General features: G+C 65.3%; 15 protein-coding genes. 9 read left to right on the top strand and 6 right to left on the bottom strand.

What is annotated here, in order from left to right:
• The first annotated feature begins 95 nt into the window (after positions 1–95).
• The 6 genes from C7C56_RS05275 (at position 96) to C7C56_RS05250 (ending at position 5,930) form a co-directional block, all read left to right on the top strand.
• On the top strand, positions 96–917 hold the full coding sequence (locus C7C56_RS05275; protein WP_106756430.1) for a type VI immunity family protein: 822 nt from the start codon (positions 96–98) through the stop codon (positions 915–917).
• A 62-nt stretch (positions 918–979) separates the two neighbouring features.
• Positions 980–1,258 (top strand): hypothetical protein, encoded by a 279-nt coding sequence (locus C7C56_RS05270; protein WP_106756429.1) that lies wholly within the window; start codon positions 980–982, stop codon positions 1,256–1,258.
• 230 nt (positions 1,259–1,488) lie between these two features.
• Positions 1,489–2,355 carry a class I SAM-dependent methyltransferase gene (locus tag C7C56_RS05265; protein WP_181373029.1) on the top strand — a complete coding sequence of 289 codons (867 nt, stop codon included), beginning with the start codon at positions 1,489–1,491 and terminating at the stop codon, positions 2,353–2,355.
• 357 nt (positions 2,356–2,712) lie between these two features.
• Complete coding sequence (locus C7C56_RS05260; RefSeq protein WP_181373028.1) at positions 2,713–4,005, top strand: efflux RND transporter periplasmic adaptor subunit; 1,293 nt, start codon at positions 2,713–2,715, stop codon at positions 4,003–4,005.
• Entirely contained in the window at positions 4,002–4,700 is a 699-nt protein-coding gene (locus tag C7C56_RS05255; RefSeq protein ID WP_181373027.1) for an ABC transporter ATP-binding protein, read from the top strand. The genes C7C56_RS05260 and C7C56_RS05255 overlap by 4 nt, the downstream gene beginning before the upstream one ends.
• A 9-nt stretch (positions 4,701–4,709) precedes the next feature.
• The gene (locus C7C56_RS05250) at positions 4,710–5,930 is read left to right on the top strand and encodes an ABC transporter permease (RefSeq protein ID WP_106756426.1); all 1,221 of its coding nucleotides are present in this window, start codon (positions 4,710–4,712) and stop codon (positions 5,928–5,930) included.
• A gap of 395 nt (positions 5,931–6,325) precedes the next feature.
• Here C7C56_RS05250 and C7C56_RS05245 read toward each other — a convergent pair whose 3' ends face one another.
• Positions 6,326–6,610 (bottom strand): hypothetical protein, encoded by a 285-nt coding sequence (locus tag C7C56_RS05245; protein ID WP_106756425.1) that lies wholly within the window; start codon positions 6,608–6,610, stop codon positions 6,326–6,328.
• A 124-nt stretch (positions 6,611–6,734) separates the two neighbouring features.
• On the opposite strand from C7C56_RS05245, the gene C7C56_RS05240 reads away from it, so the two are divergent.
• Entirely contained in the window at positions 6,735–7,205 is a 471-nt protein-coding gene (locus tag C7C56_RS05240; protein ID WP_106756424.1) for an Lrp/AsnC family transcriptional regulator, read from the top strand.
• Between the two features lie 16 nt (positions 7,206–7,221).
• On the opposite strand, the gene C7C56_RS05235 is transcribed toward C7C56_RS05240, so the two are convergent.
• From C7C56_RS05235 to C7C56_RS05225, 3 genes are read right to left on the bottom strand one after another with little or no spacing between them, the layout of a single operon-like run.
• Positions 7,222–8,190 carry a GGDEF domain-containing protein gene (locus C7C56_RS05235; protein ID WP_229458147.1) on the bottom strand — a complete coding sequence of 323 codons (969 nt, stop codon included), beginning with the start codon at positions 8,188–8,190 and terminating at the stop codon, positions 7,222–7,224.
• A gap of 1 nt (position 8,191) precedes the next feature.
• The gene (locus tag C7C56_RS05230; RefSeq protein ID WP_106756423.1) at positions 8,192–8,812 is read right to left on the bottom strand and encodes a chemotaxis protein CheC; all 621 of its coding nucleotides are present in this window, start codon (positions 8,810–8,812) and stop codon (positions 8,192–8,194) included.
• A 23-nt stretch (positions 8,813–8,835) separates the two neighbouring features.
• Complete coding sequence (locus C7C56_RS05225) at positions 8,836–9,210, bottom strand: response regulator (protein ID WP_106756422.1); 375 nt, start codon at positions 9,208–9,210, stop codon at positions 8,836–8,838.
• Positions 9,211–9,401: 191 nt separating this feature from the next.
• On the opposite strand from C7C56_RS05225, the gene rpiA reads away from it, so the two are divergent.
• Together rpiA and C7C56_RS05215 are read left to right on the top strand one after the other, a co-directional pair.
• Positions 9,402–10,079 (top strand): ribose-5-phosphate isomerase RpiA, encoded by a 678-nt coding sequence (gene rpiA, locus C7C56_RS05220; RefSeq protein WP_106756421.1) that lies wholly within the window; start codon positions 9,402–9,404, stop codon positions 10,077–10,079.
• Positions 10,080–10,197: 118 nt separating this feature from the next.
• Positions 10,198–10,539 (top strand): hypothetical protein, encoded by a 342-nt coding sequence (locus C7C56_RS05215; protein ID WP_106756420.1) that lies wholly within the window; start codon positions 10,198–10,200, stop codon positions 10,537–10,539.
• Positions 10,540–10,631: 92 nt separating this feature from the next.
• Here C7C56_RS05215 and C7C56_RS05210 read toward each other — a convergent pair whose 3' ends face one another.
• Both C7C56_RS05210 and argA read right to left on the bottom strand, forming a co-directional pair.
• On the bottom strand, positions 10,632–10,904 hold the full coding sequence (locus C7C56_RS05210; RefSeq protein ID WP_106756419.1) for an oxidative damage protection protein: 273 nt from the start codon (positions 10,902–10,904) through the stop codon (positions 10,632–10,634).
• A gap of 98 nt (positions 10,905–11,002) precedes the next feature.
• On the bottom strand, positions 11,003–12,313 hold the full coding sequence (gene argA / locus C7C56_RS05205; protein WP_106756418.1) for an amino-acid N-acetyltransferase: 1,311 nt from the start codon (positions 12,311–12,313) through the stop codon (positions 11,003–11,005).
• Between the last annotated feature and the right edge of the window lie 178 nt (positions 12,314–12,491).

Here is a 12,491-nt window from a genome sequence, read left to right as displayed (position 1 = left end):
CGTACGATCAACGGACGGCCAATACCTTACCGGGCAGACAGACAGCGGGGGATACACTCAGTGGGTCGAGCGTGACGCCAACGAGGCGCTAGCATTTGACCTTCAGGAATCTAACGCATGAGCAGCCGGTATCCTACAGGCGGCTAGACAAGGATCATCTTGTATCATTTGGCTATATCAGTGGAAAGCAATCTTACGATGCGGGGCAATGGGAGTTCCAGGTTTCAGGTATTCGTGAGTGGCAGGCAAAGATGGGCACGCGGGGCCTGTCCGTCGTTCGCTTTTCCATACCCCATGTGTATGCGGAAGAACATCCACTGGCGTTTCAGGCGATGTTTGTCAAGTTCGCTGACTTGCTGAAGGCGGTGCATGGCTACGGCGGTCATGGACTGGTGCTATCGCTAGTACGAGCATCTGACAACGAACCCGCTGAAGCCCTCATCTCTGAGAAATACCAAGGCTATGACATTGGCAATCCGGTCAGCGCTTCGAGCGTTCTGAAAAAAGACCAGATAAAGACCGTCTCATGGCTCACTGCAATAAACAACGAGTTGTTGGAGAAGGTGGGAGGTATGTCGGTGGTGCGGTCTGAGCTACCTATGAGCTGGTTCGCCTTATACCCATACAGCGCTGGTGTAGTCATTCAAGCAGGCCCGTGGGCCGATGCAGCGCCGGTTGAATACGATCCCCCAGCAAGCTACGTGCTCCCTAACATGCTGCTGAAGGAAGTACGGTGCAAGGAGATGTTTGATTTGCACGGGGGTTCTAAGTATGGCGAAGCGCGCATCCGTGGTGATGCTGCTGCGCTGTGGCTTGCAAGGTTTGATGTGCCGCCCGAGGAACTACTCGATTACAAGGCTAAGCTGTTGGACGAACTGAAGCTGAACAAGGAAACGACTTTGCCAGGACGACTCTGAAAAAATAAAAATGGCCATTTGTCCACAGGGGGGCTTAATGCATATGCCACCGGGGGAATCCGGTGCGCCGCCGCGGCGCCATCCGGATCGGCCTGTCCTACCGTTACACGCTCGCGCCCGGCAAGACGCTGGCCGACTTCAACATGGAGGCGCAGGAGGACTTGCTGGCCAATTACTACGTGCTCAGGTTTCTGGGTTCGCCGGCCGGCATGCGCCAGCCGCAGCCGGCGTCCAGCCTGGCGCTGTTCGAGGCGGTGCTGGGAGGGTTCTTGGCCGACCCCGCCAGCCGCTTGGGCCTGCCCTCGAGCCCGTGGCGCGCCCTTGGTTCTCATCGGCAATAAAAAAACTTGCCCTTAAAGCAATGTGGACGGATAATCAGAGATATGACGTGACATTTGAATATATTTTCAGGTGTTTCTGTGTGTTAATTTTATGCCTGAGCCATCGGGGGCCCGCGCGGCGGGCCCGGATCTGATCGCCAATTGAATAAAGTGTGAGCGGCCGGCCTGGACCGGTGCACGCAAGCCAGGAAGGACCGACGATTTTGAGCAAAATGGGCCGATTGGGCCGATTGACGACCCCGGCCGCGGGCGGGGCGGACACCCACCACGGCGACTTGCCGGGTGGCGGGCAGGCGCACAGCTTCCATGGCATCTTCGCCAAGTTGTCCAGGCTCGCGCTGGGCGAGGCCCCGGGCGGGCGGGACGATGCCGCGTTCGCCGATTTCTGGCAGCACTACATGGGCCACTACCTCGCCGACATCCCGGTGTACGAACGGCTGCTGCCGCGCGGCCCGTCGCGCGTGCTCGACCTGAGCTGTGGCGCCGGGCGCATCGGCATCGCGCTCGCGCGCGTCGGGGCCAAGGTCGACGTGCTGGTCGGCTCCGACGTATGGCTCGCGCTGGCGCGCGCCAATGTGGCCAAGGAGGCCGCGCCGGTGCGCGAGCGCCTGCAACTGCACCGGGGCCAGACGGACGCTTTTTCGCTCGGGCTGCAATACGATTTGATCGTGCTCGGCGGCACCAGCCTGAACCTGACGCGCGACGAGGCCCAGCGCCTGGCCATGCTGCGCCGGATCGGCGCGCACCTGCTGCCCGACGGCAAGTTCATCTTCGACATCATGGACCTGAGCGCCGGCCTGTCGAGCAAGCACAAGAACTGGCACGACGTCTGGCACTGCGGGGGCGGCGACGGGCGCGATTTCGCGATCGTTGGCCAGCAATTCATGCCGGAGCAAAAACGCGTCGTCTTCAATTTCTACCGCGAGTCGATCGCGGCCGGCGGCGACACCGTGCGCTCGATGGGCAGCCGCAGCCGCGCCTGGCTCGAGCCCGAGGAACTGCTTGGCACCATGCACGAGGGCGGCCTGCACTTGCTCAACGAATTCGGGCAGGGCGAGGTGCGCTATTTCGTCGCCGCGCTGGCCACGCCGGCCTAGGAGCCTGTCGGACGTAGGGAGTCGAAGCGAAAAAAGTGCCGGGCGAGGACAGATTTTGACGATTTCGCAGTGCCAATAGCGAGCTATTGGCCGAGAAATCGGCGAAATATGGACCGTCCAGCACTTTTTGCAGCCGACGATCCTAAGTCCGACAGGCTCCTAGGCTGGCCAAGCGCCAGGCCGCCCGCCGCACGGCGCGGGCGGACATTAATGATTTGCCAATGATAAATGTTTTCAAGTAGACTCTGCGTTTGCTTGCGCCCCGCGCCGTGCGGGCGGCCGGGAGCGCCATCTTTCCCCGCGCGGCGCTTGCATCGGCCCCGGCGCCGGGCGTCGTTTCCACCGGAGTGTTTCGAGATGAACCGTAAAATCATTGGCGCCGCTGTCGTGCTCGCCATCATCGCCGTGCCCGTCGCGCTCAAGCTTGGCAGCCCGAAAGCGCAACAGCAGGCCGAGTTCGGCAAGGTCGCGCTACAGCGCATCGAGCCGACCATCCTTGCCTCGGGCAACCTCGTGTTCCGGCAGGAGGTCCAGCTCTCGAGCGAGGTGATCGGCAAGGTGGCCGAGGTGCTGGTGGTCGAGGGCGACAAGATCGTCAAGTGCCAGGTGCTGCTGCGGCTCGACCCGACCCTGTACCGGGCCGAGGTGTCGCAACAGGAGGCCAACCGGCGCAGCTACGAGATCGCGATCGAGCGGGCCGAGCTGAACCTGGCCAACCAGCGGCGCAACCTGGCGCGCAACGAGAAGCTGGCCCAGGCCAAGTTCATCGGCGCGAGCAGCAACGACGACGCCAGGCACCAGGTCGCGCTGGCGCTGGTCGAGGTGCGCGCCACGCGCCAGTCGCTGCAGCAGGCCTCGGCCCAGTTGTCGCTGGCCAAGGAGCGGCTCGCCAAGACCGAGGTGCGGGCCCCGATCGGCGGCACCGCGACCGCGGTCCAGATCAAGATCGGCGAGACCGCCGTCGCCAGCGCCACCGGCATGGCCGGCTCGAGCCTGATGACGATCGCCGACATCGGCTCCATCATGGCCGAGGTCAACGTCGACGAGGCCGACATCGGCGGGGTCGCCGCCGGCCAGTCCGCGCGCGTGTTCCCGTCGGCGTTCGCCGAGCGTCCGATCGCCGGCAAGGTCGAGAGCGTGTCGATGACGCCCAAGCCGGGCGCGCCCGGCGCCTCGCAGGGCCGCAGCTATGTGGTCAAGGTGCGGCTCGAGCCGAACACGCTGGCGCTGCGCACCGGCATGACGTGCCGGGTCGAGATCGTCGTCGGCGGCGGCCAGCCGCGCCCGGTCGTGCCGCTGCAGGCGGTGCTCAGCGAGAAAGTGCGCGGCGACAAGGACGGGGACGGCAAGGACGAGGACGGCAAGGACGAGGACGGCAAGGACGGGGGCGGGCAGGACGGCGGCGCGCGCAGGAAGGCGGGCAGCTATGTGTACGCCGTGGTCGACGGCAAGATCAGCAAGCGCGCCGTCGTGCTCGGCCTGGCCGACGACACCAACCAGGAAGTGCTCAGCGGCGTCAAGGTGGGCGAGACGCTGGCGATCGGTCCGGGGCGCACCCTGCGCCAATTGCGCGATGGCGAGGCCGTCACCGAACTCAAACCGGGCGGCCCCGCCGGCCCGGCCGCCGGCAAGGGCAAGGCGCAGCCGTGATCCGCCTGACCGGCATCGAAAAACATTACCAGATGGGCGAGCAGACGGTGCGCGCGCTGCAGGGCGTGGACCTGCACATCGAACGCAACGAGTACGTCGCCTTCATCGGCGCCTCCGGTTCGGGCAAGTCGACCATGATGAACATCGTCGGCTGCCTCGACCGGCCGAGCGCGGGCAGCTACGTGCTCAACGGACGCGACGTGGCCAGCATGAACGGCGACGAGCTGGCGCTGGTGCGCAACGCCGAGATCGGCTTCATCTTCCAGAGCTTCCACCTGCTGCCGCGCGCCAGCGCGCTGGCCAACGTGGCGCAGCCGCTGATCTACCGCGGCATCGGCCCGGGCGAGCGGACCCGGCTAGCCACCGCCGCGCTGGTGCACGTGGGCCTGGGCGAGCGGATCCACCACCGGCCCAACGAATTGTCGGGCGGACAGCGCCAGCGCGTGGCGATCGCGCGCGCGCTGGTGGGCACGCCCTCGATCCTGCTCGCCGACGAGCCGACCGGCAACCTCGACTCGGCCACCAGCCGCGACATCCTGGCCCTGATCGAGGAGTTGCACGCGGGCGGGCAGACGGTCGTCATGGTCACGCACGAGCCCGAGATCGCGGCGCGCTGCCAACGCGTGGTGCGGCTGCAGGACGGCAAGGTCATCAGCGACGTGCGCAACGACAAGCGCGCGCCGGGCGCGCACTGAAAGGGATGCATGTACGTCTTCATTGAAAGCGTGCGCTCGGCGCTCGCGTCGATCCGCGCGAACCGGCTGCGCAGCTTCCTGACCTCGCTCGGGATCATCATCGGCGTGGCCTCGGTCATCACGGTGGTGTCGCTGATCCAGTGCATGTCCAAGAGCATCAGCGACCAGTTCGCCGGCCTGGGCAGCAACGCGCTCACGATCCGCGCCAAGAACGACTTCAAGGAGGTCATGCGCGGCAAGGTCAACTACATCCGCTTCGACGACATCGAGCAATTGCGCCTGCACGTGGACGGCCTGGGCGACCTGTGCCCGGTGTTCTCGCCCGAGGGCACCACGCTGCGCCTGGCCGAGCGCAGTTCGTTCGCGCGCGTGCTCGCGACCACGCCGAGCTTCCAGGACGTGCACGGGCGCTACGCGCGCGCGGGCCGCTTCATCACCGATTCGGACGAGCAGAACGCGCGCCGCGTGATGGTGGTCGGCGAGAAGGTGGTCGAGGATCTGCACATGGTGGGCAATCCGATCGGCCAGTTCGTCCAGTTCTCGAACGAGTGGTTCAAGATCGTCGGCGTCATGGAGAAGCGCGGCGAGGTGTTCGGCATGTCGCAGGACGACACCGTGATCATCCCCTACAAGACGGGGCGCAGCATCATCGGCAACAACCGCGAGCCGCGCATCACGCTCAATGTCAGCCTCGACGGCACGGTCGAGCCCGACGAGGTCAAGCGCCAGCTCGAGACGGCCCTGCGCAAGGCGCACCGGCTCAAGGAGGACGAGAAGAACGACTTCGAGATCACCGGTTCGGACCAGCTGGCCAAGAGTTTCGCCGAGATCACGACCATGGTCACGCTGGTGATGGGCGGCATCGTCGGCATCGCCTTGCTGGTCGGCGGCATCGGGATCATGAACATCATGCTCGTGTCGGTGACCGAGCGCACGCGCGAGATCGGCATCTGCAAGGCGATCGGGGCGCGCAGCCGCGACATCATGCTGCAGTTCCTGATCGAGGCGGTGCTGCTGTCGGTGCTCGGCGGCCTGATCGGGCTGGCCATCGGCTACGGGCTCGGCATCGGCATCGCGTCCCTGATCCCGAACTTCCCGGACGCGTTCGTGCCGTGGTGGGCGGTCGCGCTGTCGCTGCTGTTTTCGGGCGGGGTCGGGATTGTGTTCGGCGTCATTCCGGCGGCCAAGGCGGCCAAGCTCGACCCGATCGACGCGCTGCGCTACGAGTAGCGCGCGGCGCCGCGCCGCAATTGTTGCGGGCGGCGCGGCGCGCGTTTCTCGTCGTTATTGCCGGCGTGGTTCTCGGCGTAAAATTTCCGGCGTTATTCCCGGCGTGGTTCCCGGCGTGGTTCCCGGCGTGATTCCCGGCGTGATTCCCGGCGTAAAAATCCCGGCGTAAAATTCCCGGCGGCCTGCATCGGGTGGGCTTGGCCGGCCCCCTCTGGCATTCGTACTCGTTCGGCGCCTTGTCGGTGCGCGTTCTGTCTCGTTTTGTCTCCGCTTTTTCCAAGCTGAAATATGCAAGGCGCGTTTCGACAGGACGAGACAAAACGCGACGTCAAACGAGCACGTTTGCTAGGCGCACTTGCAGCGGCATGCCCCGCGCTCCCCGCGGTGTTTGCTTGTCAAGCCGCGCGCCGCTCCGGCAGTTCTTGCGCGCTGACATTGTCGATGTCGATCACGTTTTGCAAACGCAGCATAAACAGCGCGAGCGGATCGGCTTCGTCCGCGCGCAGCGCGAGCCGCACCACGTGATCGCCCTTTGTCCCCGCCGGCCCGAGCTCCAGACTGAACAGCGACAGGGCGCCGCGTCGCGCGATCGCCAGCACCGTCTCGAGCGCGTTGAAGGCATGCTCGGCGGGGACTGAAAAACGGACGTCAAGTTGGCTGGGGTGGTCTGCTGGGTTCATGCAGCAACTATATCGGTTGGCCCGCAGAATAGGCTTTCGACGTTTTTCCGCTTGCCGGGAAAGAAAGGAAATTATTCTGCTTTGATGATAATATCGCGGAAATTCTTCTGCCGACGGGTAAATCATGGATTTTGCTGCTGAAATTGACGAGATCGACCGAAGGATCTTGCGCGAGCTGCGCGTCGACGGCCGCATCTCCAACACCCACCTGGCCGACAAGGTCGGCCTGTCGGCCTCGCCGTGCTGGACCCGGATGCGCAACATGGAGCAGGCCGGCGTGATCGAGGGCTACACCGTGCTGCTCAACCAAAAGCTGCTGGGCCTGCCCGACACGGTGATGATCGAGGTCACGCTCGAGCGCCACGACGACGACACCTTCGAGCGCTTCGGCCAGGCGCTCGCGCAGATGCCCGAGGTGCTCGAGGCCTACCTGCTCACGGGCGAGTACGATTACCTGATCAAGGTGGCGGTGGCGGGCACGGAGGGCTACGAACAGTTCCTGCGCCGCAAGCTGTACACGCTGCCGGGCTTGCGCCACAGCCGCTCGACCTTCGTGCTGCGCTGCCTCAAGCGCAGCGTCTCGGTGGTGCCCTAGCCAGGGAATCGCGGATTTATTCGGGCGCGTGCATCACCACGCGGTCGCGCCCGTCGCGCTTGGCCGTGTACAGCGCGCGGTCGGCCGCGCCGATCAGCTCGGCCGGATGCTCGACCGGGTTGTCCGGGGACTGGGTGGCCACGCCGACGCTGACCGTCACGTGCCGCGCCGCGCCCGCGTTGTGGTGCGGGATCGCCAGTTCGGTGATGCACAGGCGCATCGCCTCGGCCATCGTCACGCTCCCGGCCGCGTCCATCTCGGGCAGCACCACGACGAACTCCTCGCCGCCGTAGCGCGCGATCAGGTCGAGCGGGCGCTGCAGCATGGCCGCGAGCGCGGCCGCGACCTTGACCAGGCAGTCGTCGCCCTGCTGGTGGCCGTAGTGGTCGTTGTAGGCCTTGAAGCAATCGATGTCGATCATCAGCAGCGACAGCGGGGTGCCGGCGCGCTTGGAGCGGCGCATCTCCTTTTCGATCGCGACGTCGAAATGGCGCCGGTTGGCGATCCCCGTCAGGCCGTCCGAGAAGGTTTGCGAGCGCAGCTCGAGCGCCTGCTCGCGCAGCAGGTGTTCGCGCGCGACGGCGACGCTGACGTCGCTGACCTGGATCAGGCAATGGCGCGCCTGGCCGCCGATGGCGAGCGGGGTGACGGCGATCGCCTGCTGCATGCGCTCGCCGGCGGCGCGCGCCCCCGCGTGCAGGAACAGGGGGAAGGGCGCCTTGTGCAGCGTCTGCGACAGCACCGCCGGAAAATTGTCGCGCAGCGCCTGGTCGACCGCGCCCTCGAGCCGCTTGCCGGCCAGTTCGGGCAGCAATTCGAACAGCGCGCGGCCGTGCGCGGCGGGCGCGCCGATGCCCGAATACTGGGCCATCCAGCGGTTCCACAGCACCACGCGGCGTTGCCCGTCGAGCACGATGGCGCCCAGGCTCATCGCGTCGAGCACGCTTTCGAGCATGCTCAGCCGGTTTTCGGCCAAGTCCGCCATGTCAGGCGCGGCCCATCGCGTTGGCGAGGTAGCGGTCGACCTGGGCCTGCAGGTCGTGCAGGGCGGTCAGGTCGAGGATGAACGCGACATAGCCGTGGATCTGGTGCTTTTCGAGGATGAAATCGATGTGCAGCATCAGCACCACCGACTCGGCGTGGCCGCCCGAGGCGCCCAGGATCTGCTCGCTGGTGCCGACGTGGTACTGCGGCAGCGAGCCGCGCAGTTCCTGGTTGAAGATGTTGGCCAGCGTGCCGACGCAGGCGTTGAGGATGATGTTGCCGATCTCGCTCATCGCCTCCTGCTCCATCTCGGTGAGCTCCTTGAACGGCACCGCCTCGCCGACCATGAGGCGCACGATGTCGAGGCTTTTGTCCTCGGGGAACATCAAGATCGCCTCGGTCGCGAACGCGCCCTCGTAGTGCTGGCTCACGCCGCACACGCGCGCGCTGTCCTTGTTGCCGAGCATGGCGGCGGCCTCGGCCCGGTTGAGGAAGGTGATCGAGGGCACCGACATCGTCACTTCCTCGTTGACGATCTCGCTCATCGCGCGGGCCGCGTGGCCGACCCCGATGTTGAAGATTTCTACCAGGGCGTCGTGCTGCAGTTCGCTGAGATTGAACATGGTGGGCTTGGAATGCTGGCCGGTCAGGCCAGTACGGCGATCAACTGGTGGATGCGGGCCTCGGTGATCGGTTTCTCCATGAATCCGATGCCGGCCTCGTTGGCGCGCTGGCGGGTGGCGTTTTGCACATTGGCCGTGAGCAGCGAGATGTGGGTGCCGGGGCAGCTCCGGCGCAGCTGTTCGGCCGCCGCCATGCCGCCCATGCCGGGCATGTTCAGGTCGATCAGGATCAGGCGCGGCAGCGCCGGCGCCAGGTTCGCCACCGCGCCGATCGCCTCCTCGCCGGTGGCCGCCTCGATGATGTGCCAGTCCGGCGCCTTGCTCAATACGAACTGGCGCACCATCAGGCGCGACACGCGGCTGTCGTCGACGATCAGGACGGTTGTTGTTTCGTTCATCAAGCTGTTCCCGGGTGTTCTTTAGCGAGGCCCATTTTCGCATAGATTGATTGGTTTTTTTGCCAATTGGCACCGCATTTGTACAAGGAAATGGCCATTTTGCGCTGGCGCAAACGAAATAGTCGCAGGAATGCGCGCGCCTTGCGGACGATCCGTTAAAATGTCGTCATTGTTTAATTCTCCTCAGCATCATGACCCAAGACGAACTGAAGCAAGAAGTCGCGCGCGCCGCCATCGCCTACGTGGTTGACGGCGAGATCATCGGCGTCGGCACCGGCTCGACCGCCAACTTTTTCATCGACGAGCTCGCGCTCGTCAAGCACCGCGTCAAGGGCGCGGTGGCCTCGTCCGAGGCGACCGCGGCGCGCCTGCGCGCGCACGGCATCGCCGTGTTCGACCTCAACGACGTGGACGCGATCGCCGTCTACGTCGACGGCGCCGACGAGATCACCCCTGGCGGCGCCATGATCAAGGGCGGCGGCGCGGCCCTCACGCGCGAAAAAATCGTCGCCTCGGTCTCGGGCAAGTTCGTCTGCATCGCCGACGGCTCCAAGCTGGTCGAGACGATGGGCAATTTCCCGCTGCCGGTCGAGGTGCTGCCGATGGCGCGCGCGGCCGTCGCGCGCCAATTGCGCGCGCTCGGAGGCGAGCCGCGCCTGCGCCTCAAGGCCGGCAGCGACGAGGTCTTCATCACCGACAACGGCGGCCAGATCCTCGACGTGGGCGGCCTGCGCATCACCGACCCTGCCGGACTCGAGCGCGAGATCGACCAGATCGTCGGCGTCATCGCGGTCGGCCTGTTCGCCCGGCGCGGCGCCGACGTGTGTTTGCTGGGAACGAGCGAAGGCGTCAAGACCTTGACGTTCTGAACGCTGGTTTCCTGCCAATGTTTGGGTTGGCTTCTGTGTCAATGCTTATGTGTCAATGCTTCTGTGTCAATGCGTGTTTCACTGTTGAATTAATGTTTGCTTCAATCCCGGGAAAACCATGAAACATGTTTTAGTGATGTTGTTGGCCGTCTTGGCGCTGGGCGCCTGCCGCACGAACACGGTCCAGCGCAGCAGCGCCCCGGCGCCGGTGCGCGCGGCGCCGGCCCAGCTCGTCGATGTGGACGGCGCGCCGATCGAGCGCGTCGGTTTCCGTCCGGGCGTGTCGACGGTGACCGTCGAAAACCTGGCCAAGGGGGCTGGGTGCCGCGGCGGCGTCGGCGCCTCGCTGCTGACCGAACCAGGTCCGGTCGAGATCTACCGCATGGCCTGCGACAACGGCCAGGCCTTCATGGCGCGCTGCGAACTGCGCCAATGCAAGGCCGTGGCCAGGAAGTATTGAGCGTTCGCGGCGCCAACCATGAAAAACGCCGCCCCGGCGGGGGGGCGGCGTGGCGGGCGCTGCGTGGCGGGCGCGGCGTTGTTGCGGCCTGATCAGTCGGCCGGCGGCACGTAACCGAGCGCGGCGTCGGCGCCATCACCGAAGAAATGCTTTTCCATCTGCGCGGCGAGGTATTTGCGCGCGCGCAGGTCGGCCAAATTGAGCCGGTTCTCGTTGACCAGCATGGTCTGGTGCTTGAGCCAGGCGGCCCACGCCTCTTTCGAGACGGTCTCGTAAATCTTTTTGCCCAGCTCGCCCGGATACGGCGGGAAGTCGAGTCCTTCGGCTTCCTTGTTCAGTTTACTGCAAAAAATTGTGCGGGCCATCTGTGCTCCTAGGGCGGTGAGTGCGCGGTGAATATGCGGTGAATGTGCGGTGATTGTGCGGTGATTGTGCTGTGCTTGAATATAAGCCAAAGCCGTGATTATAGAGTCTTAATCAAGACCTGTGATTTGCGCTGCCAGTTGTACATGTGCTGGCGGTCCTTCGGCAGCGCGTCCACGGTGGCCGGCTTGAAGCCGCGCTTCTGGAACCAATGCGCCGTGCGCGTGGTCAATACGAACAGTTTGTTGAAGCCGGCCGCGCGCGCCCGGTTCTCCATGTGTTTGAGGATGCGCTCGCCGTCGCCCTGGGCCTGGACGTCGGGGTTGACCGTCAGGCAGGCGAACTCGGCCATTTTGGAGCCCGGGAACGGGTACAGCGCGGCGCAGCCGAAGATCACCCCGTCGTGCTCGATGACCGAGAAATTGTCGATCTCGCGCTCGATCAGCTCGCGCCCGCGCTTGACCAGCGTGCCGTCGGCCTCGAGCGGCTCGATCAGCTTGATGATGCCGCCGACGTCCTCGATCGTGGCCTGGCGCAGGCTCTCGAGGTTTTCGTGGCTGATCATGGTGCCCACGCCGTCGTGGGTGAACAGCTCGAGCAGGGCCGAGCCGTCCATCTCGAACGGCACGATGTGGGCGCGCGGCACGCCGCTGGTGCAGGCCTTGATCGCATGCCTGAGGTAAAAGGCGGCGTCGGGCGTCAGAAAGTCCGCCTGCAGCACCGCCTCGGCCTGGTGCGAGGACAGTTCGCGGATCTCCTCGCCGGCCGCGTCGACCATCATCGGGGTCTCGCTGATGAAGACGAGCTTGTCGGCGTGCAGCGCGACCGCGGTCGACACGGCCACGTCCTCCATGGTCAGGTTGAACACCTCGCCGGTCGGCGAAAAGCCCAGCGGCGAGAGCAGCACCAGGCTGTCGGTGGCGAGGATCGGGTGGATCGTTTCGGCCGCGATCTTGCGCGTCACGCCGGTCAGTTCGAGGTCGACGCCGTCGATCACGCCGAGCGGGCGCGCGGTCACGAAGTTGCCCGAGATGATGCGGATCGCCGCGTGCGCCATCGGCGTGTTCGGCAAGCCCTGGCTGAAGGCGGCCTCGATGTCGAGGCGCAATTCGCCGGCGGCCTCCTTCGCGCATTCGAGCGCGGCGGTGTCGGTGATCCGCACGCCGTTGTGGAAGCGGCCCTCGACATTGCGCAGCGCGAGCTGTTCGGCCACCTGCGGGCGCGAGCCGTGCACGATGACGACCCGGATGCCGAGCGCGACGAGCAGCGACAGATCCTGGGCCAGCACGGGCAGGGCGCCGGCCGTGACGAGTTCACCCGGAAAGGCGACCACGAAGGTCTTGCCACGGAAGGCGTGGATGTAGGGCGCGACCGAGCGCAGCCACTGGACGAATTGGGTAGGGTTTTCCATTTGGCGCATTATAATTCGCTGCGCGACTTGCGCACTAAAAACCAGTAAAAAACAATGTCTGAACACCGTAACAAGCTTCTGAACCCGCTTTTGCCAGCGCAATTTTCGACCAAATCCACGCCCGCGCCCGCACCCGGCGCCGCCGCGGCGCGCGCGCCGCAGGGCGGGGAGCGCGGCG

The sequence above is a fragment of the Massilia glaciei genome (assembly GCF_003011895.2).
Lineage (GTDB): Bacteria > Pseudomonadota > Gammaproteobacteria > Burkholderiales > Burkholderiaceae_D > Telluria_A > Telluria_A glaciei.
This window is presented reverse-complemented; position numbering and strand designations above follow the sequence as displayed.

Coding starts and splice junctions, on each gene's coding strand:
- C7C56_RS05260 (WP_181373028.1), top strand. CDS start 2,713: ATGAACCGTAAAATCATTGGCGCCGCTGTCGTGCTCGCCATCATCGCC.
- C7C56_RS05250 (WP_106756426.1), top strand. CDS start 4,710: ATGTACGTCTTCATTGAAAGCGTGCGCTCGGCGCTCGCGTCGATCCGC.
- C7C56_RS05245 (WP_106756425.1), bottom strand. CDS start 6,610: ATGAACCCAGCAGACCACCCCAGCCAACTTGACGTCCGTTTTTCAGTC.
- C7C56_RS05240 (WP_106756424.1), top strand. CDS start 6,735: ATGGATTTTGCTGCTGAAATTGACGAGATCGACCGAAGGATCTTGCGC.
- C7C56_RS05235 (WP_229458147.1), bottom strand. CDS start 8,190: ATGGCGGACTTGGCCGAAAACCGGCTGAGCATGCTCGAAAGCGTGCTC.
- C7C56_RS05230 (WP_106756423.1), bottom strand. CDS start 8,812: ATGTTCAATCTCAGCGAACTGCAGCACGACGCCCTGGTAGAAATCTTC.
- C7C56_RS05225 (WP_106756422.1), bottom strand. CDS start 9,210: ATGAACGAAACAACAACCGTCCTGATCGTCGACGACAGCCGCGTGTCG.
- rpiA (WP_106756421.1), top strand. CDS start 9,402: ATGACCCAAGACGAACTGAAGCAAGAAGTCGCGCGCGCCGCCATCGCC.
- C7C56_RS05215 (WP_106756420.1), top strand. CDS start 10,198: ATGAAACATGTTTTAGTGATGTTGTTGGCCGTCTTGGCGCTGGGCGCC.
- C7C56_RS05210 (WP_106756419.1), bottom strand. CDS start 10,904: ATGGCCCGCACAATTTTTTGCAGTAAACTGAACAAGGAAGCCGAAGGA.
- argA (WP_106756418.1), bottom strand. CDS start 12,313: ATGGAAAACCCTACCCAATTCGTCCAGTGGCTGCGCTCGGTCGCGCCC.